This is a genomic window from Labrys okinawensis, from assembly GCF_047345005.1.
GTDB lineage: Bacteria > Pseudomonadota > Alphaproteobacteria > Rhizobiales > Labraceae > Labrys > Labrys okinawensis.
Window position 1 is genome coordinate 487,708 of sequence record NZ_CP178864.1, and the last position, 22,067, is coordinate 509,774.

At 65.1% G+C, this 22,067-nt stretch carries 24 protein-coding genes; 19 read left to right on the forward strand and 5 right to left on the reverse strand.

Annotation, left to right across the window (positions count from 1 at the left end):
- Window positions 1–78: 78 nt before the first annotated feature.
- The 9 genes from ACMDCR_RS02340 (at window position 79) to ACMDCR_RS02380 (ending at window position 6,266) form a co-directional block, all read left to right on the forward strand.
- The gene (locus ACMDCR_RS02340) at window positions 79–546 is read left to right on the forward strand and encodes an EF-hand domain-containing protein (RefSeq protein ID WP_413990977.1); all 468 of its coding nucleotides are present in this window, start codon (window positions 79–81) and stop codon (window positions 544–546) included.
- 41 nt (window positions 547–587) lie between these two features.
- Entirely contained in the window at window positions 588–1,130 is a 543-nt protein-coding gene (locus tag ACMDCR_RS02345; protein ID WP_413990978.1) for an RNA polymerase sigma factor, read from the forward strand.
- Window positions 1,123–1,455 (forward strand): hypothetical protein, encoded by a 333-nt coding sequence (locus ACMDCR_RS02350; RefSeq protein ID WP_413990979.1) that lies wholly within the window; start codon window positions 1,123–1,125, stop codon window positions 1,453–1,455. Before ACMDCR_RS02345 ends, ACMDCR_RS02350 begins: the two co-directional genes overlap by 8 nt.
- A complete protein-coding gene (locus tag ACMDCR_RS02355; protein WP_413990980.1) occupies window positions 1,448–1,891 on the forward strand; it encodes a hypothetical protein in 444 nt (147 codons plus the stop codon). The genes ACMDCR_RS02350 and ACMDCR_RS02355 overlap by 8 nt, the downstream gene beginning before the upstream one ends.
- A 2-nt stretch (window positions 1,892–1,893) precedes the next feature.
- Window positions 1,894–2,334, forward strand: coding sequence for a periplasmic heavy metal sensor (locus ACMDCR_RS02360; RefSeq protein WP_413990981.1), 441 nt, complete (start codon window positions 1,894–1,896; stop codon window positions 2,332–2,334).
- A gap of 134 nt (window positions 2,335–2,468) precedes the next feature.
- The gene (locus tag ACMDCR_RS02365) at window positions 2,469–2,696 is read left to right on the forward strand and encodes a GCG_CRPN prefix-to-repeats domain-containing protein (RefSeq protein ID WP_413993807.1); all 228 of its coding nucleotides are present in this window, start codon (window positions 2,469–2,471) and stop codon (window positions 2,694–2,696) included.
- A 264-nt stretch (window positions 2,697–2,960) separates the two neighbouring features.
- Window positions 2,961–4,448: a DUF1800 domain-containing protein gene (locus ACMDCR_RS02370; protein WP_413990982.1), complete on the forward strand. Its 1,488-nt coding sequence runs from the start codon at window positions 2,961–2,963 to the stop codon at window positions 4,446–4,448.
- Window positions 4,449–4,453: 5 nt separating this feature from the next.
- Window positions 4,454–5,686, forward strand: a complete 1,233-nt coding sequence (locus ACMDCR_RS02375; RefSeq protein WP_413990983.1) for a DUF1501 domain-containing protein — start codon at window positions 4,454–4,456, stop codon at window positions 5,684–5,686.
- A gap of 208 nt (window positions 5,687–5,894) precedes the next feature.
- A complete protein-coding gene (locus ACMDCR_RS02380; RefSeq protein ID WP_413990984.1) occupies window positions 5,895–6,266 on the forward strand; it encodes a hypothetical protein in 372 nt (123 codons plus the stop codon).
- A gap of 144 nt (window positions 6,267–6,410) precedes the next feature.
- Here ACMDCR_RS02380 and ACMDCR_RS02385 read toward each other — a convergent pair whose 3' ends face one another.
- Together ACMDCR_RS02385 and ACMDCR_RS02390 are read right to left on the reverse strand one after the other, a co-directional pair.
- Entirely contained in the window at window positions 6,411–6,974 is a 564-nt protein-coding gene (locus ACMDCR_RS02385) for a NifU family protein (RefSeq protein WP_413990985.1), read from the reverse strand.
- A gap of 52 nt (window positions 6,975–7,026) precedes the next feature.
- The gene (locus tag ACMDCR_RS02390) at window positions 7,027–7,812 is read right to left on the reverse strand and encodes an alpha/beta hydrolase (RefSeq protein WP_413990986.1); all 786 of its coding nucleotides are present in this window, start codon (window positions 7,810–7,812) and stop codon (window positions 7,027–7,029) included.
- A gap of 116 nt (window positions 7,813–7,928) precedes the next feature.
- On the opposite strand from ACMDCR_RS02390, the gene ACMDCR_RS02395 reads away from it, so the two are divergent.
- The 7 genes from ACMDCR_RS02395 to cysK all read left to right on the forward strand — a co-directional run bounded on the left by ACMDCR_RS02395 (window position 7,929) and on the right by cysK (window position 14,599).
- Window positions 7,929–9,191, forward strand: a complete 1,263-nt coding sequence (locus ACMDCR_RS02395; RefSeq protein WP_413990987.1) for a glycosyltransferase family 4 protein — start codon at window positions 7,929–7,931, stop codon at window positions 9,189–9,191.
- A gap of 147 nt (window positions 9,192–9,338) precedes the next feature.
- Window positions 9,339–9,878: a translation initiation factor IF-3 gene (gene infC / locus ACMDCR_RS02400; RefSeq protein WP_413993808.1), complete on the forward strand. Its 540-nt coding sequence runs from the start codon at window positions 9,339–9,341 to the stop codon at window positions 9,876–9,878.
- Between the two features lie 165 nt (window positions 9,879–10,043).
- On the forward strand, window positions 10,044–10,859 hold the full coding sequence (locus ACMDCR_RS02405) for an AcvB/VirJ family lysyl-phosphatidylglycerol hydrolase (protein ID WP_413990988.1): 816 nt from the start codon (window positions 10,044–10,046) through the stop codon (window positions 10,857–10,859).
- 161 nt (window positions 10,860–11,020) lie between these two features.
- The gene (coaBC, locus tag ACMDCR_RS02410; protein ID WP_413990989.1) at window positions 11,021–12,283 is read left to right on the forward strand and encodes a bifunctional phosphopantothenoylcysteine decarboxylase/phosphopantothenate--cysteine ligase CoaBC; all 1,263 of its coding nucleotides are present in this window, start codon (window positions 11,021–11,023) and stop codon (window positions 12,281–12,283) included.
- 220 nt (window positions 12,284–12,503) lie between these two features.
- Entirely contained in the window at window positions 12,504–12,974 is a 471-nt protein-coding gene (gene dut, locus ACMDCR_RS02415; RefSeq protein ID WP_413990990.1) for a dUTP diphosphatase, read from the forward strand.
- A gap of 124 nt (window positions 12,975–13,098) precedes the next feature.
- The gene (locus ACMDCR_RS02420) at window positions 13,099–13,545 is read left to right on the forward strand and encodes an RrF2 family transcriptional regulator (protein ID WP_413990991.1); all 447 of its coding nucleotides are present in this window, start codon (window positions 13,099–13,101) and stop codon (window positions 13,543–13,545) included.
- Window positions 13,546–13,639: 94 nt separating this feature from the next.
- Window positions 13,640–14,599 carry a cysteine synthase A gene (gene cysK / locus ACMDCR_RS02425; RefSeq protein ID WP_413990992.1) on the forward strand — a complete coding sequence of 320 codons (960 nt, stop codon included), beginning with the start codon at window positions 13,640–13,642 and terminating at the stop codon, window positions 14,597–14,599.
- 167 nt (window positions 14,600–14,766) lie between these two features.
- Here the strand turns inward: cysK and ACMDCR_RS02430 are convergent, their stop codons facing one another.
- On the reverse strand, window positions 14,767–15,471 hold the full coding sequence (locus ACMDCR_RS02430; protein WP_413990993.1) for a DUF2076 domain-containing protein: 705 nt from the start codon (window positions 15,469–15,471) through the stop codon (window positions 14,767–14,769).
- A gap of 240 nt (window positions 15,472–15,711) precedes the next feature.
- Complete coding sequence (gene polA / locus ACMDCR_RS02435; protein WP_413990994.1) at window positions 15,712–18,690, reverse strand: DNA polymerase I; 2,979 nt, start codon at window positions 18,688–18,690, stop codon at window positions 15,712–15,714.
- Between the two features lie 162 nt (window positions 18,691–18,852).
- Between polA and ACMDCR_RS02440 the strand changes: the two genes are divergently transcribed.
- The 3 genes from ACMDCR_RS02440 to ACMDCR_RS02450 all read left to right on the forward strand — a co-directional run bounded on the left by ACMDCR_RS02440 (window position 18,853) and on the right by ACMDCR_RS02450 (window position 20,887).
- Window positions 18,853–19,665 (forward strand): HesA/MoeB/ThiF family protein, encoded by an 813-nt coding sequence (locus ACMDCR_RS02440; protein WP_413990995.1) that lies wholly within the window; start codon window positions 18,853–18,855, stop codon window positions 19,663–19,665.
- A gap of 18 nt (window positions 19,666–19,683) precedes the next feature.
- Window positions 19,684–20,043 carry a dihydroneopterin aldolase gene (gene folB, locus ACMDCR_RS02445; RefSeq protein WP_413990996.1) on the forward strand — a complete coding sequence of 120 codons (360 nt, stop codon included), beginning with the start codon at window positions 19,684–19,686 and terminating at the stop codon, window positions 20,041–20,043.
- Between the two features lie 337 nt (window positions 20,044–20,380).
- Complete coding sequence (locus ACMDCR_RS02450; RefSeq protein ID WP_413990997.1) at window positions 20,381–20,887, forward strand: TIGR00645 family protein; 507 nt, start codon at window positions 20,381–20,383, stop codon at window positions 20,885–20,887.
- A gap of 72 nt (window positions 20,888–20,959) precedes the next feature.
- Here ACMDCR_RS02450 and mepA read toward each other — a convergent pair whose 3' ends face one another.
- Entirely contained in the window at window positions 20,960–21,898 is a 939-nt protein-coding gene (gene mepA / locus ACMDCR_RS02455) for a penicillin-insensitive murein endopeptidase (RefSeq protein WP_413990998.1), read from the reverse strand.
- Window positions 21,899–22,067 lie beyond the last annotated feature (169 nt).

A 22,067-nucleotide genomic window follows, 5' to 3' on the forward strand; every position in this document is an offset into this window, starting at 1 on the left:
TCGCCCGCTGGGCGCGTTGAAGGGCAGGACCTCAGCCCGCACCCAGCCCGGGAGCGCGCCAACCGCGAAGAGACAATCATGATCCGTCCCCTGCTGCTTGCCCTTGTCTTGACCACGGCCGCCGGCCCTGCCCTTGCGCAGAGCACGCCGGCGCCCGCCCCGGCCCCTGGTTCGTCCACGCCGGCCACGCCCGCGGCGCCTGCGCCGGCCACTCCGGATGCTTCCGCCACGCCGGCCGGAAAACGCGGGCTCACGCTTGCACAGTTCCAGGCAAGGCGGGAAAAGGCCTATATGGTCGCCGATACCAATGGTGACGGCAAGATCAGCCAGGCCGAATGGACGGCCTTCGCCGCCAAACGTAACGCGAAGGGCGATCCGGCCAAGCTTTTTGCCCGCATTGACACCAATCACGACGGCTTCATCGATCATGACGAACTCGACGCCTTCCTCGCCAAGCGCTTTGCCCGGCTGGACAAGAACCATGACGGCCTCCTGACGCCGGACGAACTGCCCGGTCACAAATCCGCTGCCAAGCAGGGGCAGTGATGCGGGGACAGACGCCATGATCATTGGGGGTTCGCCAGCCCATGGCTCCCGATCCGGACGAGGAGTTGGTTCGCCGCATCGGTGCGGGCGACGAGGCGGCCATGCGGGCCCTCGTCGCCCGCAAGCTGCCGCGTCTGCTGGCGCTCGCCAGGCGCATGCTGGGCGACGCGGCGGAGGCCGAGGACGTCGCCCAGGAGACTTTCGTGCGGATATGGCGTCACGCCGCCGGCTGGCGCACCGAGCGGGCGCGTTTCGACACCTGGGTTCATCGGGTAGCGCTCAATCTCTGCTACGACCGGTTGCGGCGCCGGCGCGAATGGACGAGCGAGGACATGCCGGAGATCGTCGATGGCGCCCATACCGAAGCCCAGCAGCATGAGGATGACAGCCTCAGGGTCGAGCGGGCGCTGAAGGCAATCGCCCCGCGCCAGCGCGAGGCGATCGTGCTGACCTACTACCAGACGATGTCCAATGCCGAAGCGGCTGCGGTGATGGATGTCAGTACCGACGCGCTGGAAAGTCTGCTCGCGCGCGGCCGGCGCTCGCTGCAGACGATTCTGATGGGGGACGAGAAAGATGGATGAGGGGCTCGAAATGATGACGGCGGACCGTTTTGCTGCCCTTGCCGCCGCCTATGGCAGCGAGTTGCAGAATTGGCCGCCGCTGGAGCGCGTCGACGGCGACCAGTTCGCCACGCAGGCACAGGGGCGCGCTATCCTCGCCATGGCGCGCCGGCTCGATATCGCGCTGGGCAGCATCGTTGAGCGTTGGGGTCCGACGTGGAGCAACAGCCGACAGGCCCGGCAGGGGGCCTTCGAGCGCGGCGGGCGAAAGCTGGTCCCTGCGCCGCCGCGGGGCCAATCCCGCAAGGCGCACGCCTTGCCGAGGGGAGGTGACAGCCATGGCTGAGTTGGCGCGACGAATGGATGCGGGGCAATTCGAGGCCCTCGCGTCGGCCTATGGCGGGCAATTGCAGCGCTGGCCACAGAAGGAGCGGACGCTGGCGCAAGCCTTCGCCCTCACGGAGGAGGGCCAGGCCATTCTCGCACGGGCGGGCCGCCTCGATGCGCTGCTTGACGGCTATGCCGTGCCGGCGCCAGCCGCTGGCCTGCATGCCCGCATCCTGGAGGATGGAAAGGCGGGCCTGGCTCGGCGGCGGCGCGTATGGCTGTGGTGGTCGGGCTTCGGTCTCGCCGGTGTTGGCGTCGCTGGGGCGCTGGCGGGCGCCGTGCTGGTGACGGTGCTCGCTCCGGTGGTCCAGCCCGAGCATGCCGTCTTCGATGCCAACACCACGGCCTTCGGGGATGTGGGCTCCGGGCGGCCGGCAACGGACGAGGATCTCTGATCGTGGCCCGCTCGCGTCTTCCCCTGATCGTTTCGGTCGTGCTCAACGTCTTCCTGCTGGGATGCCTGGCGGGCGGGGCGGTCTGGATCTACATGCACACGCCGCTGCCCGGCGGGTCCCTCCAGGCTGCCGCCCAGGAATTGCCGCCGGCCGAGCGCGACGCCTTTCGCGAAGTCCTGCGCACCGTGCGGCAGGAGAATCACCAGACGATCCTCGAGGGCCAGCAGGCCCGACGCGATGCTGCGGAGCTTCTGAAGCAGCCCACCGTCGATGCAGCCGCGCTTTCGGCCGCACTCGAGCGCGCCCGCACCGCGGATGTCGCCGTGCGGACCAAGGTGGAGCAGCGCATCGCCGAATTCGCGGCGGCAAGCTCGCCGGGGGTGCGGCTCCTGCTGGCCGAAGGATTGGTACGCCATCTGCCACCTCCAAAAAAATCGCCCTGACCAGCGACGGGTCGGGTCAAGCGCTGCGTTGAAGGAATGAAGGAGGCGATACCCGCCTCCCCCCTTTCATCAACGGATGGAGTAGTGCGTTGATCAGATCTCTGAGCCTTGCCGCCGCGGCTTTTGGCGGCCTGATGGTGACGGCCGGTGCGGCCTCAGCCATGCCGCTTGCGCCCGCCGCACCTGCAGGTCCCGCCATCGTGCAGGATGTCAGCTGGGGCTGCGGTCCGGGCTGGCATCCCAATCCCTGGGGCCGCTGCGTCCCGAACGCGCCGGTCTATTACGGCTGGGGTTGGCGCCACCCCGTCGGTTACGGCTGGGGCTGGCACAGGCACTATGGCTATTACGGCCATTGGCACTGATAGGCCAAAATTGGGCCGGGTGATCCCATGGAAACGCCCGGCTGTCACTTCCGCTAAAACAAGATGCGTTCAGGTCGCCAAGTTAGCGCATTGGCGTCAAGAGCATTTGGCGCTTCTTGGTGATTCGATTTGAAGGTTAGACGCACTGGATCGAGACGCGTTCAAGCATAAGGACTGTTCTGGTCTTGCTCTTTGTTTGAATGCGTTTTTGCGATTTTTGCCGATTCCACCAAGTCATCAGCGCATCAGCAATCGAGGTCCAACGTGGCAATATCTGCTTCCAGTCCCGATGCGGCCCTGGTCGCCTTCAACCGCTTCGGCCTCGGCGCCCGCCCGGGCGATCTCGGCAAGCCGGGCAACGATCCGCGCGGATTCCTCAGGTCGGAGCTTGCGACACAGGACATTGCCCTGATCACGGCTGGCCTTCCCGGGAGCGGGGATCTGCCCGGCAGCACGCCGGCCATCCAGGCGAGCATGGCCGAGGCCATGGAACGAAAGATGGAGCGCGATCGCATGGCCGTTACGGCGGCCGATGCCGGTGCCGCCATGCCGGCGCTCGCCATGAGCCCGGAAAGCGCGCAGGCCATGCCAAGCCAGGCCATGCCAGGCAACGACAAGCCCAAGCCGCTCCGGCCTTCGGTGGAACAGAAGCTGTTCCGCGCCGAAGCGCAGGCCCGCCTCGACAAGGCGCTGGGGGCCGAGATCGGTTTCGCCGAGCGCCTCGTCGCCTTCTGGTCGAACCATTTCTGCGTGTCGATCGCGAAAGATAATATCGTTCGCGCTTCGGCCGGGGCCTTCGAGCGCGAGGCCATTCGTCCCTTCGTGCTCGGGCGCTTCGCCGACATGCTGCTCGCAGTCGAGCATCACCCTGCCATGCTGTTCTATCTCGACAACCAGCAGTCGATCGGCCCGGATTCGCGGGCCGGCAAGAACCGCAATCGCGGGCTCAACGAGAACCTCGCCCGCGAGATTCTGGAACTGCACACGCTTGGCGTGGGCAGTGGCTACACCCAGGCCGACGTCACCGCTTTCGCCCGCATCCTCACCGGTTGGATGATGGTCGGGCGCGAGGGCCGCCTGGGCGAACCCGGCACCTTCGTGTTCAATGCCAACACCCATGAGCCGGGCGACGAGGTTTTCATGGGCAAGACCTATCCGGCTGGCGGCATGGGCCAGGCCGAGGCAGTTCTCAACGATGTCGCTCGCCATCCTGCCACGGCCCAGCACATCGCCACCGAACTCGCGCGCCATTTCATCGCGGACGATCCGCCACCCTCGGCCGTGGCCCAGCTTGCGAAGGTCTTCACCGACCATGATGGCGACCTCAGGGCGGTCGCGGTCACGCTGATCAACCTGCCGGAGGCCTGGTCGCAGCCCCTGACCAAAATGCGCTCGCCCCTCGACTACGTCTTGGCCATCCGTCGCGCTGTCGGCTCCGCAGCAGGCGCCGATCCCGGACAGACGCTCAATTGGCTCAACATGCTGGGCGAGCCGTTGTGGCAGCCGCCAGGACCGAACGGTTTCCCCGACACGGCCGACGCCCATGCTTCGCCCGCCGGCATGAAGATGCGGCTCGACATCGCCTGGCAGGCGGCGCGCCAGATCAAGGACATCGGCGAACCCAGCGATATGCTCGAGGCGGTAGTCGGTTCCTCCGCCTCGCCCGAGACGCGCCAGGCCATCGCCAGGGCCGAGTCGCGCCAGCAGGCCGTGGCGCTGCTGCTCATGGCACCCGAATTCCAGCGGAGATAGCTATCATGGCCCTGCTTTGCGAAACGCCCCATCCCTCCCGTCGCGCCGTGCTGATAGGTGGCGGCACCCTGTTCGCCTGGGCTTACCTGCCGCGCTTTGCCCGCGCCGCTGATGGCCGCGATCCCCGCCTCGTCGTGATTGTGTTGCGCGGGGCGCTTGACGGCCTCTCGACGGTGGGCCCGGTGGGCGACCCCGACTATACCGGCCTGCATGGCGATATCGCCCTGGCGTTGAACGGCCCGCATCCGGCCCTGCCGCTCGACGGCTTCTTCGCCGTCAACCCGGCGATGCCGAATTTCGCCCGTCTGTTCCAGGCCAGGCAGGCGGCTGTCGTGCATGCCGCCGCCACCGGCTACCGCGATCGCTCGCATTTCGATGGGCAGGACGTGCTCGAGAGCGGTTATCCCGGTCCGGGCCACATCGCCACCGGCTGGCTCAACCGCGCGCTGTCGGCCCTGCCGAGCGGTGATAGGGTGGGCCTCAAGGGCGGCCTTGCCGTCGGCCCGTCGACGCCGCTGGTCATGCGCGGCGCCGCCCCGGTGCTCGGCTGGGCGCCGCAGACCCTGCCCGATCCGAGCGACGACCTCGCCGACCGCGTGCTCGACCTCTATAATCACCGCGATCCCGTGCTGGCTTCGGCCTTGCAGCACGGGCTGGAGGCGGGGCGCATGGCGGCCGGGGACGGCATGGCCGGCATGGGCCGCAAGGGGGGCCTCGACAATGCCGCCGGCATGCGCCAGGCGGCGGAGGGCGCGGCCCGGCTGATCGCCGCCGATGACGGGCCACGCGTCGCCGCGCTCGCCTTCGACGGTTGGGACACCCATGTCAACGAGGGCGGCGCCACCGGCCGGCTCGCCATGCTGCTGGGTGGTCTCGACGGGGCTTTCGCGGCCTTGGAGACCGGGCTCGGGGCGCGCTGGAAGGATACGGCAGTGGTCGCCATCACCGAGTTCGGCCGCACGGCGCGCATCAACGGCACGATCGGCACCGATCATGGCACCGGCACGGTGGTGCTGCTGGCCGGCGGTGCCATCAAGGGCGGGCGGGTGATCGCCGACTGGCCCGGCCTGAAGGAGGCACAGCTCTATCAGGGCCGCGACCTTGCTCCTACCTCCGATGTGCGCGGCGTGCTGAAGGGGCTGCTCGCCGACCAGTTCGGTCTCTCGGCGACCGTTCTTGGCGACAAGGTCTTCCCGGACTCCGGATCCGTGAAACCGATGCAAGGGTTGATCGCCTGAGCGTGGTTAATCGACGGAAAGGCAGTATGGCGTCAATGTGGCAAATGTTGACGTCGCTGCCTTTAATGTAAACGTTATGTCTATGGCCGAATTGATTAGTAGATACGATAGTGTCACAATTTACATTGATAAGACTACTATTCATGAAGCATTAAGTTGCACCGAGTAGGGTAGCTTCATCGCTGGGGCGCGTGTGTAGGAGTTTCCCTTGAGCGTTATGATGCGATTTTCCTTTCCCGTAGCCGCCCTGTGCGTATGTGCCGCCCTTGCGGGCACCCCGGCCTCTGCTGAGGACGGCCGTACCGGCGCATTTGTCGGCGGTGCCGCGCTTGGCGCCGTCGGCGGCGTGCTGATCGGCCAGGCCCTCGCCAACCGGCCGCCGCCTCCACCCCCGGTCGTGCGTCCGGCCCCGGTGATCTACGATCTCTATTTCAGCCAGCTCGACCGCCTGCATGCGGATTGCGACGCCGGCAGCCGCCGCGCCTGCATCGCCTTCGGCGAGTTCATCGGCGAGCATCGCGAGCGCGAAGCGGAGTGGCGCCGCGAGCATCCGGACCTGTTTCACTGGAATGATTATTGAGGGGTAGGCTCAGCGTTTGATCGGAGCCCCCGCTCTAAAATGTTACGCAGCCCCTCACCTCCATCCTCGACCTGTAAACGGGGCAAGGATGGAGGTGAGGGGCTGCACAACTTTAAACCACATAAGTTCTTGTAGCCGCGCCTCTCACGCCGCGCGGACTTCCTGCACTTCCGGCACGAAGTGGCGCAGAAGGTTCTGGATGCCGTTGCGCAGCGTCGCGGTGGAGGAGGGGCAGCCGGAGCAGGCGCCCTTCATGTCGAGATAGACGACGCCCTCGCGGAAGCCGCGGAACGTGATGTCGCCGCCGTCGGCCGCAACGGCCGGGCGCACCCGGGTGTCGAGCAGGTCCTTGATCGTCTCGACCGTTTCCTCATCCGCCTCGTCGAAGAATTCCTCGCCCATGGCGCCGTTGGTCACCGCATGCTCGCGCAGGATCGAGGCACCGGAGAGGTAGTGCTCCATGATGGCGCCCAGGACGGCTGGCTTGAGGTGCTGCCATTCCACCTGGGATTTGGTGATGGTGATGAAATCCGAGCCGAAGAACACGCCGGCCACGCCCTCGATCGAGAACAGTTTCTCGGCCAGTGGCGACTGCGCGCCCTCGGCGGCATTGGTCATGTGCAGGGTGCTGCCCTCGGGCAGGACTTCGCGGCCAGGCAGGAACTTGAGGGTCGACGGGTTCGGCGTCGCCTCGGTCTGAATGAACATTTCTCTCTCCGCTCCAACGACCGGGTCAAGGCCGGCCAGGATGATCCGGCGATTATAGAAGCAGCTGCGATTTGGGCGCAACGCTTTCCACTGCCTCGATCAGCTTCTCCAGATCCTGCGGCCGCGACAGGCGGTGGTCGCCATCCTTGATCAGCGTCACCGTGACATCGTCTTCGGCCAGGCGCTCCACCAGTGTCATGGCATGCTGCCATGGCACGTCGGGATCTTCCATCCCCTGCAATATGTGCACGGGACAGCCGGTTTTCACCATGCCGCCGAGAATAAGATGGTTGCGGCCTTCCTCGATCAGGGCACGGGTGATCGGATAGGGCTCGGGCGAGTAGGCCGAGGGGCGCAACCAGGCGCCTTTCTCCAGGATGTCGCGCTTCACGGCCTCGGGAAACTGGTCCCACATCAGCGTCTGCGTGAAGTCGGCGGCGGGGGCGATGAGCACCAGGCCGGTAGGCGCCAACGACGTGCCGGCGAGGCGCTGGGCGGCGAGCAGCGCGATCCATCCGCCCATGGAAGAACCGACCAGGATTGGCGGCGTCTTCACCACCCTGGTGATGACCGCGAGCGCATCCTCGAGCCACTGGCCGATGGTGCCGTCCTCGAAGCGGCCGCCCGATTCGCCGTGGCCGGAATAATCGAAGCGTGTCACGGCGCGGTGGTGCCTGGTGCCCCATTCGGCCAGATGCGTCGCCTTGGTCGCCAGCATGTCGGAACGGAAGCCGCCGAGCCAGACCACGTCCGGCCCACGCCCGGGCTGGTGGCGCCAGGCAATTTTCCGGGCCGAGGTGTCCTGGCCGAGCTCGATCATGCCGGGATCGCTAATCATGCAGTCACTTCCTTCTGATATCCCGCAAAAGCTGCTGCAAAAAACCTCTCAGCAACCTGGCTTTGGCCACTGCAACATCTTTCATTCGTTAAGAATGACGCTCTATAAGCAGAACTATGCCGCAACAGCCAGCGTCCCCTCCCGATTTTCTGCGCAGCTCCCGCCCGCCGGCCCGCCGGCCGAAGGAGGAGCGTTTTGCCGGCATCACGGTGCTGCAGATTATCCCGGCACTCGATGCGGGCGGGGCGGAGCGCACCACCATCGACATCGCCGATGCATTGACCCGGGCTGGGGCCCGCGCCCTGGTCGCGACGGAAGGCGGGCGCCTGGTGGGTGAATTGCAGGCGCGCGGCGGCCTATGGATTCCCTTCAACGCCTCCACCAAGAATCCCCTGCGCATCTGGGGAAACGCCAAGCGGTTGGAGCGGCTGGTGCGTGAGGAGAAGATCGACCTCATCCATGCCCGCTCGCGGGCGCCGGCCTGGTCCGCGCGGCTCGCCACCAAGCGGTTGGAGCTGCCCTTCGTCACCACCTATCACGGTGCCTATTCGGCTTCGAGCGCCTGGAAGAAGCGCTACAATGGCGTGATGGCCGAGGCCGACATCGTCATCGCCAACTCCAATTTCACTGCCGCCACCATCAAGGAGAATTGGCCGGAGGCGGCCGAGCGCCTGCGCGTCATCCACCGTGGCACGGACCTGACGGCCTTCACGCCCGCCTCCGTCTCCTTCGAGCGCGTCGAAGCGCTGCGCAAGGCCTGGAACGTCGCGCCGCATCAGCGCATCGTGCTGTTGCCCGGCCGCCTCACCGCCTGGAAGGGCCAGCGCGTGCTGATTGATGCCGCCGCCATCATGAAGCAGAAGGGCCTGGAGGATACCGTGTTCGTGCTGGCGGGCGACGCCCAGGGACGTGACGGCTATGTCAGCGACCTCAAGGCCCGCATTGCCGAGCGTGGCCTCAAGGGTCTGGTCCTGCTGGTCGGCCATTGCAGCGACATGCCGGCAGCCTATCTTTCCGCCGCCGCGGTCGCCATACCCTCTACCAGCCCGGAAGCCTTTGGCCGCACGGCGGTGGAGGCGCAGGCGATGGGCTGCCCCGTCGTGGTTTCCGACCATGGCGCGACATCCGAGACCGTGCTGGCTCCGCCGGAAATCGTCGGCAACCTGCGTACCGGATGGCGCACCCCGGTGGGCGACGCCGATGCCCTCGCCGAGGCACTGATGGAGGCGCTCACCTTGGGCGCTTCGGCGCGCGACGGATTGGCCGCGCGCGCCCGAGCGCACGTCGAGGCGCATTTCTCGCTGGACGTGATGTGTAATGCCACGCTCGATGCCTATGCAGAATTGCTGATCGCGAGCCGAAAGCTCAGGGAAGAGTAACGGGCCATCGCGAGAAAATCGCTGCAAATGCAATCAAAGCGTTGACTTCCGACCGCTTCGGCAACATCTTCCCGCATCCGGGCGAGGGGTTCGACGCGAACCTGTCTGCTTGCCCAAATTACATCAACGGTAGAGGAGTTTACCGCCATTCGTCGCCCTATGAGGACAAACGCGCCGGTCACTAAGGATGGGCCGCGCATCAATGAGGAGATTCGTAACCGCGAAGTCATGCTGATCGATCAGGACGGCCAGAATCGCGGCGTCACCGATACGAGAGCTGCCATCGCCATGGCCTTCGAGGCCGGGCTTGATCTGGTCGAGGTGGCCGCCAATGCCGAGCCTCCGGTCTGCAAGATCATGGACTACGGCAAGTTCAAGTTCAACGAGCAGAAGAAGGCCGCCGAGGCCCGCAAGAATCAGAAGACGGTGGAAATCAAGGAGATCAAGCTCCGCCCGGCCATTGACGATCATGACTACGACGTCAAGATGAAGGCGATGAGGCGCTTCTTCGAGGAAGGCGACAAGGTCAAGGTCACGCTGCGCTTCCGCGGCCGCGAGATGGCCCACCAGGAAATCGGCTACCGCCTGCTCAACCGCGTCAAGGATGATACCGGCCTGATCGCGAAGGTGGAATCGGACGCCGCGCTTGAGGGACGCCAGATGGTCATGGTCCTCGCTCCGCGCTGAGGACCTGCCGGGGCCGTCCCCATCGCGGAGAGGGCCATTATGCCCGGATCATCACCGATATTTGTATGAAACGACGCCTGGCTGGCGCGGACGAGCAGTGCTGCGCCTTGGTCGCGCCATGATCGCGGAACACAACGCAACATACTCGTTTTGCGTGCCGTCGCCATGATCCGGAGCCTTACCCTTCGCCACCTTGGCGCCATCCTGCTCGCGCTGGTCGCCAGCCTTTATTTCACCGACCGGGTGCTGCCACGCTGGTTCCCGAGCGCCTTCGGCAACGTCTGGGGTGCGCTCGGCGCGCCGGACAATTCCAACGTTCCGGCGGCGCTGCGCGACCTCCCCCTAGTCCTCATCGACGGTAAGAACGAGGGCGGGCCGATCGCGGTGATGCTCTCGGGCAATGGCGGCTGGTGGGGCATCGATGACGGCATCACCAACGGGCTCGCCCGTGCCGGGGTGACCACCATCGGTCTCAACAGCCTGGCCTATTTCATCCACAGGCGCACGCCCGAGGAGGTGGCCGGGACCATCCAGCGCATGGTGGCCCCGTTCCGGGCCGACAGGCCGATCATCCTGGTTGGCTATTCCTTCGGCGCGGATGTCGCCGCCACCGTCTATGCGCATCTGCCGGACGATCTGCGCACGCGCGTCAGCGAGATCTCTCTGCTCGGCCTGTCGCGCGAAGCCGATTATGCCGTGGGCTTCATGAAGGTCACCGGCGGGCGCCAGGCGACCATCCCCGCCGTCGCCGCCATCAGCGGCCCGCATGTGCAGTGCTTCCGTGGCATGGAGGAGGGAGAGCGTTCCGGCTGCAACGATGTCGATCCGCAGAAGGTGGAGGTGATCGCCGTGCCGGGCGGCCATCATTTCAATGGCGACTACGATGCCATCGCCCGGCTGATCCTCAACAGCCTGCCCGATCCGAGGGGTGGTGATCCCGTCCGTTATGCCGGGAACCCGGACGTCCACGTTCGCTCTTGAACCATCCCGGTCTCAGAAAGAGCACTGCGGATTCCGTTCGTTGCACTTCACTCCAGGACGGCGGCAGTTCAAGAGCGAAGGAGGACGTCCGCGCTCCCGGCGATTGAATCCCCTTCTTCCCCTGTCTATGTGTGGGATCTCGGCTTCACGCGGATCCTGCCATGTCTTCCATTCTCGCTGGCAAGCGTATTCTCCTCATCATCGGCGGTGGCATTGCGGCCTATAAGGGGCTGGAGCTGATTCGCCGGCTGCGCGAGAGGGGCGCCGATGTGCGCGCCATCCTCACCAAGGCGGGCGAGGCTTTCGTAACGCCGCTCTCGGTCTCCGCGCTTACCGGCGACAAGGTCTACACGGACCTGTTCTCGCTCACCGACGAGGCGGAGATGGGTCATATCGAGATGTCGCGCGATGCCGACCTCCTGGTCGTCGCTCCCGCCACGGCGGACCTTATGGCCAAGATGGTGCAGGGCGTTGCCAATGACCTTGCCTCCACCACGCTGCTTGCCACCGACAAGAAGGTCCTGGCTGCGCCCGCCATGAATGTGCGCATGTGGCTGCATCCGGCCACCCAGCGCAATATCGCCCAGCTGCAACAGGACGGGGTTGCCTTTGTCGGGCCCAATGATGGGGAGATGGCCTGCGGCGAATATGGGCCGGGCCGGCTGTCCGAGCCGCTGGAGATCGTGGCGGCGATCGAGATGATGCTGGCGGGCCCGACCTTCATCCCGCTGCCGGTCAGCGTGAGGCATGATACGCCCCTGCTTCCCGCCTTGCCGCTCGCCGGCAAGCATGTGCTTGTCACTGCGGGACCCACGCATGAGCCGATCGACCCGGTGCGCTATATCGCCAACCGTTCCTCCGGCAAGCAGGGCTATGCCATCGCCGCCGCCGCGCTGACGGCCGGGGCCCGGGTGACGCTGGTCTCCGGCCCCGTTGCCCTGCTCGCCCCGCCCGGCGTCAACATGGTCCCGGTCGAGACGGCGCGCGAGATGCTGGAAGCGGTAGAGATGGCCCTGCCGGCCGACATCGCCATCTTCAGCGCCGCCGTGGCCGACTGGCGCGTCGCCGATGCCGGGGCGCAGAAGATCAAGAAGGGCGAGGCCGGCACGCCGAGCTTTTCGCTGGTCGAGAACCCCGACATCCTCGCCACCATCGCGCATGACACCGCCCGCCGCCCGGCGTTCGTCGTCGGCTTTGCGGCAGAGACCGAGAATGTCGTCGAGCACGCCAAGGCCAAGCTCGCGCGCAAGGGCTGTGATCTCATCGTCGCCAACGACGTCTCGCCCGAGAGCGGTGTGATGGGCGGTGACCGCAACCGCGTGCATCTCATTTCCGCCAGGGGCGTGGAAACCTGGCCCGACATGGACAAGGACGCGGTGGCGCGGGCGCTGGTGGCGTATATCGCAAAGCTTGCCGGGCCATGATGCTCGGGTGCGCCCAGAACCTGGCCGAGAAATTCGCGTAACCTCGACTTTTTGTCATCACCGGGCTTGTCCCGGTGATCCAGTCTGGCGCAGACGTTGGCAGGCATGGCGCTGGATGCCCGGAACAAGCCCGGGCATGACAAAATCTGCGCCTTTTTCGGCTATCTCACGACTTCTTGGGCAGGTCAAAGGACTCCCGCCCCCCAATAACAGGATTGCCATGACTTCGCCTCTTTCCATCCCCGTCCTCAAGCTTCCACATGCCGCCGACCTGCCTCTGCCGAGTTATCAGAGCGAGGGCGCCGCCGGGCTCGATCTGATGGCGGCTCTTGCGCCCGGTGAAACGCTTATTCTTCAACCGATGATGCGTGCCCTGGTGCCGACCGGGCTGGTGTTCCAAATTCCACAAGGTTATGAAGGACAAGTGCGCCCTCGTTCCGGATTGGCTGTGAAAAGCGGAATTACCGTTTTGAACGCACCCGGCACGGTGGACGCCGACTATCGCGGTGAGGTCAAGGTCGCGCTGATCAACCTGGGTGTGGAATCCTTCGCCGTCACGTATGGCATGCGGATTGCACAGCTGGTCATCGCACCGGTGACGTTGTCCGTCCTGGTCGAGACGGCTGAGGTCGATTCGACCGCCAGGGGCAGCGGGGGCTTCGGTTCAACCGGCGCCGTGACGGTGAAGTAGGCTTGGCGTTTTTCGATCTGGCAGCATCGCCGGGAATCACAAAAACGCATCGAAACAAAGAGCTGGAGCTGGGCAGCGTTTCCTCGAAACGCGCTTTGCTACAGAGTTTGAGAGGTTTTCGGTTATGCAGCTGCTTTCGCGTCGTTCCCTGCTCGGTCTTGCCGCCGTGGTCGATATCGCCCACCACTCCAGGCCGACGCCGGTCGCCGCCAAGGCTCTTGCCACGCGCCATGCGCTGCCCCCGCGCCATCTCGAAACCCTGCTGCAGGCGCTGGTGCGCCACAATATCCTCAAGGGCGTGCGCGGCCCTCGCGGGGGTTATGAACTCGCCCGCGAGCGCCGCCGCATCACCGCCGGCGACATCGTGCGTGCGGCCATGACCGACTCGAGCGACGACGAGCTCTCGCCGGTCTCCAGCCTGGTCGATCAGGTCATCGCGCCGGCGGTGGACCAGGCCGCACAATCCTTCCTGGCGGAGCTTGACGAGATCACGGTGGAGGATCTTTGCCGCGAGGCGGAGCGCAAGCAAGTTTTCGGTGGAACGGCCACCAATATCGATTTCGCAATCTAATTAACTCATCAAAATTGTGGTTCAATATTAATCTCGACAAATAAATGGATTAATGTTGAATACCGCCCAATTTCTCAGCAAGGGAAGAAATCCCATGGCGAATGCCCATGTGCCCGGCCGCGGCCGCATCTATCAGTCGATCACGGAGACCATAGGCGACACGCCGCTCGTGCAGCTCAACCGCCTCGCCAAGGCCAAGAACGTCAAGGCACGCATCCTCGCCAAGCTCGAGTTCTTCAATCCGATCGCCAGCGTGAAGGATCGTATCGGTGTCAGCATGGTTGATGCCCTCGAGAAGAGCGGCCACCTCAAGCCCGACACGGTGCTGGTCGAGCCGACCTCCGGCAATACCGGCATCGCGCTGGCCTTCGTCGCCGCCGCTCGCGGCTACCGCCTGATCCTGGTGATGCCGGAGTCGATGTCGATTGAGCGCCGCAAGATGCTGGCGCTGCTTGGGGCTGAACTCGTGCTTACCCCGGCCGCGCAAGGCATGCGCGGCGCCGTGGCCAAGGCCGAGGAGATCGTCAAGGAATTGCCCAGCGCCGTCATTCCCCAGCAGTTCCGCAATCCCGCCAATCCCGAGATCCATCGCCTCACCACGGCGGAGGAGATCTGGAACGACACCAAGGGCGACATCGACTATTTCGTTTCGGGCGTCGGCACCGGCGGCACCATCACCGGCGTCGGCCAGGTGCTGAAGCCGCGCAAGCCGGACCTGAAGATCGTGGCAGTGGAGCCTGAGGATTCTCCGGTGCTCTCCGGTGGCCAGCCCGGTCCGCACAAGATCCAGGGCATCGGCGCCGGCTTCGTGCCCGACGTGCTCGACCGCTCGGTGATCGACGACATCATCACGGTGGGCAACCAGACCTCGTTCGACACCGCCCGCCTGCTGGCCCGCATCGAAGGCATTCCGGCCGGCATTTCCTCGGGTGCTGCCGTCGCTGCCGCCCTGGAACTCGCGGCGCGCCCGGGGATGGACAACAAGACCATCGTGGTGGTGGTGCCTTCTTTCGCCGAGCGCTACATCTCGAGCGCGCTGTTCGAAGGGCTGTGAGCCAGGTGTGCCGATCTCGAGCCACTTCCGAGGGTAAAACGCGCGAACTCTGATAAAAAAGCTCCGGCCATCGCTGACCGGAGCTTTTTGGGAAGAGAACAGTTCCGCGAGGCGGACACCGCCACAACCGTCAAAGATGGTTGTGGTCGGGATGTCCGCGCTCCCGGCTAGACCCAGCTGTCGTCGTCCGAGCCATCCGGTCCGTCGTCAAAGCTGTCATCGTCCGCATCATAGCTGGCGTCCTGGACATTGTCGTCGTCGCGATCGTTATTGTCCCGGTTATCGCTGGCGTCGCGGGTGTTGTCGTCGCGGTCCTTGTCCGAGCCTTCATTGATGATGGTCTCGTTGACGGTTGTGCCGCCACCACCCCAGGGGCTGCTGCCACCGCCGAGCAGGCCGCCGCCACCACCGCCGAACATCGAGCGCACGCCCTCAAAGAGCAGTGCGCCGCCTGCAACGCCTGCAGCCGTCTGCAGGGCACCAGAGAGAAAGCCGCCGCCCTGACGGGCCTGGGGCTGTTCGGGCGCCTGTGCCTGCTGGAAGGTCGGGCGATCGCGCTGGCCGCCAAAGCCCCCAAGGGCCGAACCGGCACGCTCCAGGAAGGATTGCGGCCGCTGGGGCTGCTCCGGCTGTTGGGGAGCTTGCTGGGCCGCCTCACGCGCCGCCGTTTCGGCCGCCTGGACCCGGTCATGGGCCTCGTGCAGAGCCTGGTCCTGGACCAGTACCGTCTGCACCAGGGCATAGGCCGCGCCGGGGGAGCGAGCCATCTCGGCCGCGATGGCGCTCTCGGCCTCGGCATCGCGGCCGCTGGGAGCGGCGGTGCGCAACCGGTTGAACAGATCCTCGATGAGGGTTTTCTCGTTCGGGGTCATCCTGAAATCTCCTTCGCGGCCATTGCCCGGAGACGGGCCGCAACGCCTCCCATGTGGGAGCATCGGTGGGATCGGACAAGAACCAGCCCGAATTGGGGCGGATTACAAAGGATTAATGGCAACAGAAGACGCCAATATCACGGCTGGGGAGGAGACAGTACAGGAAGAAGCGAGACTCGCCTGCCCCAGCTTCGTGGGGGAGGCATCGCCCCGCGCCCTTGGTGAACCTGGAAGCGCCCCTCAGTGCGCCTCTTCCCAATTATGAGCCGCCCGCGCGTCCACCTGCAATGGCACCTTGAGGGCCAGTGCCGGTAATGCGGCACCTTCCATCACATGCGCCACGACCGGCAACGTTGCCTCGACCTCTTCCTCCGGCGCCTCGAACACCAGTTCGTCATGCACCTGCAGCAGCATCTTGGCCGAGAGGCCGGCCTTCACCAGCGCCTGGTCCATGCGCGCCATGGCGCGGCGGATGATGTCGGCTGCCGAGCCCTGGATCGGGGCGTTGATGGCCTGGCGCTCGACGAAGGAGCGCTCGGACGGATTCTTCGATTCGATCGCCGGGAAGTTCATCTTGCGGCCGAAGATCGTCGAGACGAAACCATTGGCCCGGCATTCGGCCTTCATGCGGTCCATGTAATCGCGGATGCCGGGGAAGCGCTCGAAATACTTCTTGATATAGGCCCCCGCCTCCTCGCGCGGGATGGAGAGCTGGTTGGCGAGGCCAAAGGCCGAGATGCCGTAGATGATGCCGAAATTGATCGCCTTGGCCCGCCGACGCACCAAGGGGTCCATCCCGGCGACGGGCACGCCGAACATCTCGGAGGCTGTCATGGCGTGGATGTCGACACCCTCGTCGAAGGCCTTGGTGAGCTGGGGGATGTCGGCGACATGGGCGAGCACGCGCAGCTCGATCTGCGAATAGTCGGCCGAGATCAGCTTGCAGCCGGGCGCGGCGATGAAGGCCGAGCGGATCTTGCGGCCCTCCTCGGTGCGCACGGGGATGTTCTGCAGGTTCGGTTCTGAGGAGGACAGGCGCCCGGTGGTGGTCGCCGCCAGCGAGTAGGAGGTGTGCACCCGGCCCGATTTCGGGTTCACATAGGTGGGCAGCGCGTCCGTATAGGTCGATTTCAGCTTGGTGAGCTGTCGCCAGTTCACGATGCGGCGCGGCAGCTCCAGGCCCTGGTCGGCGAGATCCTCCAGGATCTGGGCCGAGGTCGCCCATTGGCCGGTCGCCGTCTTCTTGCCGCCGGGCAGGCTCATCTTGCCGAACAGGATGTCGCCGAGCTGCTTGGGCGAGCCGACATTGAAGGTCTCCCCTGCGAGTTCATGGATCTCGGCCTCCAGCCTCGCGGCGCTCTGGGCAAATTCGCCGGAGAGGCGCGCCAGGATCTGGCGGTCGATCATGATGCCGCGTGATTCCATATTGGCGAGCACCGTGACCAGCGGACGTTCCAGCGTCTCGTAGATGGTGGTCATGCCCTCCGCCACCACCCGGGCCTTGAACAGCAGCCACAGGCGCAGGGTCACGTCGGCATCCTCGGCCGCATAGGCGGTGGCCCGCTCGATCGGCACCTGGTCGAAGCCGATCAGCGACTTGCCGGAGCCGCAGACCTCGGAAAAGGCGATCGGCTTGTGGCCGAGATGGCGCACGGAAAGCTCGTCCATGCCGTGATTGCCGCGGCCGCCATCGACCACATAGGACATCAGCATGGTGTCGTCATAGGGCGCCACTTTCACGGCCTGCTCGCCCATCACCAGCGTGTCGTATTTGAGGTTCTGGCCGATCTTGAGGATGGAGGGATCCTCCAGGATCAGCTTCAGCCGCTTCACCGCCTCGGCCGCATCGACCTGGCCGGGCATGGTGCCGCCGCCGAAGAGATCGGCCTTGTCGCGATGACGCAACGGTACATAGCAAGCGTGTCCCGGCTCCAGCGCCAGCGAGAAGCCGACGAGGTCGGCCTGCAGGGCATCGAGCGAGGTGGTCTCGGTGTCGAACGCGACATAGCCCTGCTCGCGCGCCCTCGCCACCCAGCCATCGAGCGCCTCCAGGCTGCCGACCGTTTCGTAGGAATCGGTCTTGAAGGGTATGGCGACGAGCCCGGCCTTGACGCTTTCGACCAGGGCAGCGGGCGTGCCGGCATCGGCCGGGCCGGCGGGGACGGGCAGGCCGGTGGTGTCGACAACGGCCTTTGCCGCCGGACGCGCCGGCGCCACCGAGAAGTCGCTGTCCGGAATCCGAAGCTTCTCGTCGGCGGGGATGTCGTCGAGATTGAGCCCGCCATCCTCGGCGATGCGGCGGGTGAGGGTGGAGAACTCCATGGCCTTGAGGAAGGCGATGGCGCCCTTCGCGTCGAGGCCGGGGGCGACCAAGTCCTCGATCGGCGTCTCCAGCTTCACGTCGGTGACGAGCTTGACGAGATCGCGCGAGATGCGGGCAAGCCCGGCATGCTGGATCAGGTTCTCGCGGCGCTTTTCCTGCTTGATCTCGCCGGCGCGGGTGAGGAGGCTGTCGAGATCACCGAACTCGTTGATGAGCTGTGCCGCCGTCTTCACGCCGATGCCGGGCACGCCGGGCACGTTGTCAGTGGAATCGCCGGCCAGCGCCTGCACGTCCACCACCTTGTCGGGCGTGACGCCGAACTTCTCGAACACCTCCGCCTCGCCGATCAGGCGCTCGGGCCGCGAGCCCTTGGCCTTCTGGTCGCCGGAGGCGGGATCGAACATCACCACGCCCGGTTGGATGAGCTGCATCAGGTCCTTGTCGGCCGAAACGATGGTGACGTCGGCTCCTGCCTTGACCGACATCACGCAATAGGTGGCGATGAGGTCATCGGCCTCGTAGCGGATCTGCTCCACGGGCCTCAGGCCGAAGGCACGCACCGCATCGCGCATCAGCGGGAATTGCGGCACCAGCTCTTCGGGGGGTGGTGGACGGTGGCCCTTGTAGTCGGGATAGATCTCCTTGCGGAAGGAATCCTCGGATTTGTCGAAGATGATGCCGAGATGGGTGGGCTTCTTGCCCATCACCCCTTCCTTGATCATCTTGTGCAGCACGTTGCAGAACAGCCGGACGGCGCCGGTGGGCAGGCGGTCCGAGCGGTAATTGTAGCGTGCGTCCTGATTGATCGACTGGAAATAAGCCCTGAAGATGAAGGACGAGCCGTCGACCAGGAAGACGTGATCGCCTTGTCCGGGTGCGCGGGGGGGCGAAGTCATGGAAGCCTCATCCTGGGTGCTGATTCTTGGATCGCGATCATACTCGCTGGAACGGAGAAGGATACTGGGAGCGCGGACATCACAGCGACGTGCAAGCGTGCCGCTGTGGTGTCCGCGCTTCCAGTGATTGCGCCCCACCTTCTGCGCGCCTACATTGACCTCATGGCAATATCTTCCGAAGAGCTGGAGCGCTATGCGCGCCACATCGTCATGCATGAGGTCGGCGGCCCTGGGCAGCAGGCGTTGATGCGGGCTCAGGTGCTGGTGATCGGTGCCGGAGGGCTCGGCGCGCCGGTGCTGCTTTATCTGGCGGCGGCGGGCATGGGCACGCTCGGCATTGTCGACGACGACGTTGTGTCCCTTTCCAATCTGCAGCGCCAGATCATCCATTCGACGCCCGATATCGGCAGGCCCAAAGTCGAGACGGCTGGTGAGGCGATCGGCCGGCTCAACCCTCATGTGAAGGTGGTGCCCCACGCGCTGCGCATCGACCCCACCAATGCGCCGGGCCTGATCGGGGACTACGATCTCGTCATTGACGGATCGGACAATTTCGACACGCGTTATGCCGTCTCCGATGCCTGCTTTCATGCACGTAGGCCCCTGATCATGGGCGCGCTCGGCGTGTTCGACGCCATGCTGACCACGCTGCGCCCTTTCGAGCGCAATGCGCAGGGGGAGCCGAACCCGACCTGGCGCTGCCTCTTCCCGCAGAAGCCGCCGCCTGGCGCCATCCCGAGCTGTTCGGAGGCGGGCGTTCTCGGGGCGCTTGCCGGCGTGCTCGGCTCGATGATGGCGCTGGAGGCGATCCGCGAGATCGTCGGGTTCGGCACCGGCCTGGTCGGCCGCCTCATCCATCTCGACGCGCGCGATATGCGCTTCGGCGAGACCCTCTATGGCTGGGATCCGGACAACCCGCTGAATGGCGAGGCGATGCAAGCAAAAGGCGCTGACACGATGGCCTTCACCGGCTGAGTGTGGCAAGCACGGTGGATGACAGAGTTCCGCCCCTACAGCCGCGTTTTCCTGCGCGCCCTCACGCTCGAAGCCCATATCGGCTACTACGCCCATGAAAAGGGCGTGACCCAGCCGCTGGTCGTCGATGTCGAGCTCACGCTCGCCGGCGAGAGCTTCGGCGATGACGATATCCATGGCACGGTCGATTACGACAGGGTGGCGAAGATCGCCCGCGAGCTTGCCGGCGAACATGTCGATCTCCTCGAAACCTTCGCCGAACGCCTCGCCACGCGCTGCCTGGCGCTTGCTCTGGTGAAGGCGGTGCGCGTGCATATCGAAAAGCCGCGCGCCGTGCCGGAGGCGATGGCGGGCGTGGAGATCGTCAGGGTGAAGTGAGCCCGGGAGCGCCGGCTTTCCAGCCGGATCTTGGAGACAGCGCGTCCGAGAAGGGGCGCACTTGGTGTACCGTTCTTCAGACCGGTATCTTCGCCACGCCGGTCCAGGGCATGCCGTTACCGCCACATCGACTGAAGTCAATGTGGCTGAAGAGACCCAGGCTTGGGATCGCAGGCATCTTGCCTGCCCCTCTTTTCTCCCAAACGGCGCTGTTCAAGGTGCAGGCATGGAAGCCTGCGATCCCAGGGTTCCAGATTACAAATTGGCAAGCACGGGTTCCCCCGCGAGCCGACGCTCTCTATTTTGCGCTCGAATCCTGATCGGGTTGGGAAGCCAAATGGAAAAATTGATCGAACGCGGGCTGGTCGCTTCGCGCTGGGTGATGGCGCCGTTCTATCTCGGCTTGGTCGTTGCGCTGTTCGTCGTGCTGCTGAAATTCTGCCAGGAACTGGTGCATTACATTGAGGGGTCATGGTTCATCTCCGACGAGGAGACGGTGACCGGCGCGCTTCAGCTTGTCGATCTGGCCCTGCTCGCCAGCCTGATCCTGATCGTGATCTTCTCCGGTTATGAGAATTTCGTGTCGCGCATCGACGGCACCGATCATGACAGCTGGCCGTCCTGGATGACCCAGGTCGATTTTTCCGGCCTCAAGCTGAAGATGCTCGCCTCCATCGTGCTGATCTCGGCCATCCAGCTCCTGAAAGGCTTCATGCAGATCGAGAAATTGAGCGATCGCGATCTCTATTGGCTGGTGGGCATCCACATCGTCTTCATGGTCTCGAGCGTCTTGCTGGCCCTATCGGACTGGCTGCAGGCCAAAGCCGGACATGGAAACAATTGAGGGTTCAGGAATGCGGCTCTTGCCTATCCTCAGCTTCAAGGATTGATAAGCGAAAGTCCGAGATGGCAGGCCTCACGGCGCTGCCAGCACCTGCCGGCAGGCTGGCGGCAGTTCGGCCATGACCATCTGGTGGGGCGGCGGCGGATTGGGGTTCAGCTTCGGGTGCAGCACCGCGTCCGAGAACCAGTAGTCGAGTTCTTTGCCGCAGCCGTCGCCAGGCCCCGGCGGGGTCTGGGGCTTGCAGGTCGGGCTGTTGGCCGGGCAGAGGATGCGCACGTGGAAATGATAGTCGTGCCCGTAGATCGGCCGCACCTTGGAAAGCCACGCGCGGTCGGCCCCAGCGTCACGGCAGAGCGCCTTCTTGATAGCCGCATTGGCAAAGATGCGTTCGACCTGCGGGTCCTGCGCGGCGGCCTTGATGATCGCCATCTGGCCCGGAGTCCAGGCCCGGGAGACGTCGAGCCTGTCGGATCGCACCATCATCACCGCGCTCATCGTTTCGCGCTCCTGTCGGGAGAGCGTGTGGTCAGGCATCGGCGTTAGCCAGATGTCGGCGTCGAGGCCGACCTGATGGGAGGCGTGGCCGGTAATCATCGGCCCGCCGCGGGGCTGGGCGATGTCGCCGATCAGGATGCCCGGCCAGCCGGCCACGCGGGGAGCCTGATTGGCGAGTTTCTGGATGAAGCGGATCATCACCGGATTGCCCCAGGCCCGGTCGCGCGAGGGGCGCATGACCTGCCAGGTCGGCCCGTTGGCAGGCAGTTCGACGCCGTTGGAAAGGCAGCCCTTGGCGTAGAAGCCGATGGAGTTGAGGCCGAGATTGGCCGGCGTCGTCTTGCGGCCGAAGAGCTGCTTGGCCGGGGTCGCCGGCGTGACGGCGGTGAGCGGGGCCAGCTTGTAGCCGGGCGGGGTGACGTCCTGCGCCAGGGCCGGCGCACTTCCCATCGCGGCCAGAAGGGAGAGAAGCGGCAGGCACCCCTTCAGGGACGGGATGGCGACGAGACGGCGCATGGAGAACCCCCGCAAGTTTGATTCGCTTGCCGATCCTAACCGGTCTTCCGGCCGGCGACAGCCTTCATGCCGTGATTCAAAATGGGACTCGCAAGCGGTGCGGGCAGCAACCAAAAATTAGCCCTCTCGATTCATGCTTTGTTCAGATCGATCGTTTCGGGATTCCGAA

Coding starts and splice junctions, on each gene's coding strand:
- ACMDCR_RS02375 (WP_413990983.1), top strand. CDS start 4,454: ATGGCCCTGCTTTGCGAAACGCCCCATCCCTCCCGTCGCGCCGTGCTG.
- ACMDCR_RS02340 (WP_413990977.1), top strand. CDS start 79: ATGATCCGTCCCCTGCTGCTTGCCCTTGTCTTGACCACGGCCGCCGGC.
- cysK (WP_413990992.1), top strand. CDS start 13,640: ATGGCGAATGCCCATGTGCCCGGCCGCGGCCGCATCTATCAGTCGATC.
- ACMDCR_RS02385 (WP_413990985.1), bottom strand. CDS start 6,974: ATGTTCATTCAGACCGAGGCGACGCCGAACCCGTCGACCCTCAAGTTC.
- ACMDCR_RS02350 (WP_413990979.1), top strand. CDS start 1,123: ATGGATGAGGGGCTCGAAATGATGACGGCGGACCGTTTTGCTGCCCTT.
- ACMDCR_RS02365 (WP_413993807.1), top strand. CDS start 2,469: ATGGTGACGGCCGGTGCGGCCTCAGCCATGCCGCTTGCGCCCGCCGCA.
- ACMDCR_RS02390 (WP_413990986.1), bottom strand. CDS start 7,812: ATGATTAGCGATCCCGGCATGATCGAGCTCGGCCAGGACACCTCGGCC.
- ACMDCR_RS02430 (WP_413990993.1), bottom strand. CDS start 15,471: ATGACCCCGAACGAGAAAACCCTCATCGAGGATCTGTTCAACCGGTTG.
- mepA (WP_413990998.1), bottom strand. CDS start 21,898: ATGCGCCGTCTCGTCGCCATCCCGTCCCTGAAGGGGTGCCTGCCGCTT.
- ACMDCR_RS02420 (WP_413990991.1), top strand. CDS start 13,099: ATGCAGCTGCTTTCGCGTCGTTCCCTGCTCGGTCTTGCCGCCGTGGTC.
- ACMDCR_RS02345 (WP_413990978.1), top strand. CDS start 588: ATGGCTCCCGATCCGGACGAGGAGTTGGTTCGCCGCATCGGTGCGGGC.
- ACMDCR_RS02440 (WP_413990995.1), top strand. CDS start 18,853: ATGGCAATATCTTCCGAAGAGCTGGAGCGCTATGCGCGCCACATCGTC.
- ACMDCR_RS02395 (WP_413990987.1), top strand. CDS start 7,929: ATGCCGCAACAGCCAGCGTCCCCTCCCGATTTTCTGCGCAGCTCCCGC.
- coaBC (WP_413990989.1), top strand. CDS start 11,021: ATGTCTTCCATTCTCGCTGGCAAGCGTATTCTCCTCATCATCGGCGGT.
- polA (WP_413990994.1), bottom strand. CDS start 18,690: ATGACTTCGCCCCCCCGCGCACCCGGACAAGGCGATCACGTCTTCCTG.
- ACMDCR_RS02450 (WP_413990997.1), top strand. CDS start 20,381: ATGGAAAAATTGATCGAACGCGGGCTGGTCGCTTCGCGCTGGGTGATG.
- folB (WP_413990996.1), top strand. CDS start 19,684: ATGACAGAGTTCCGCCCCTACAGCCGCGTTTTCCTGCGCGCCCTCACG.
- dut (WP_413990990.1), top strand. CDS start 12,504: ATGACTTCGCCTCTTTCCATCCCCGTCCTCAAGCTTCCACATGCCGCC.
- ACMDCR_RS02355 (WP_413990980.1), top strand. CDS start 1,448: ATGGCTGAGTTGGCGCGACGAATGGATGCGGGGCAATTCGAGGCCCTC.
- ACMDCR_RS02405 (WP_413990988.1), top strand. CDS start 10,044: ATGATCCGGAGCCTTACCCTTCGCCACCTTGGCGCCATCCTGCTCGCG.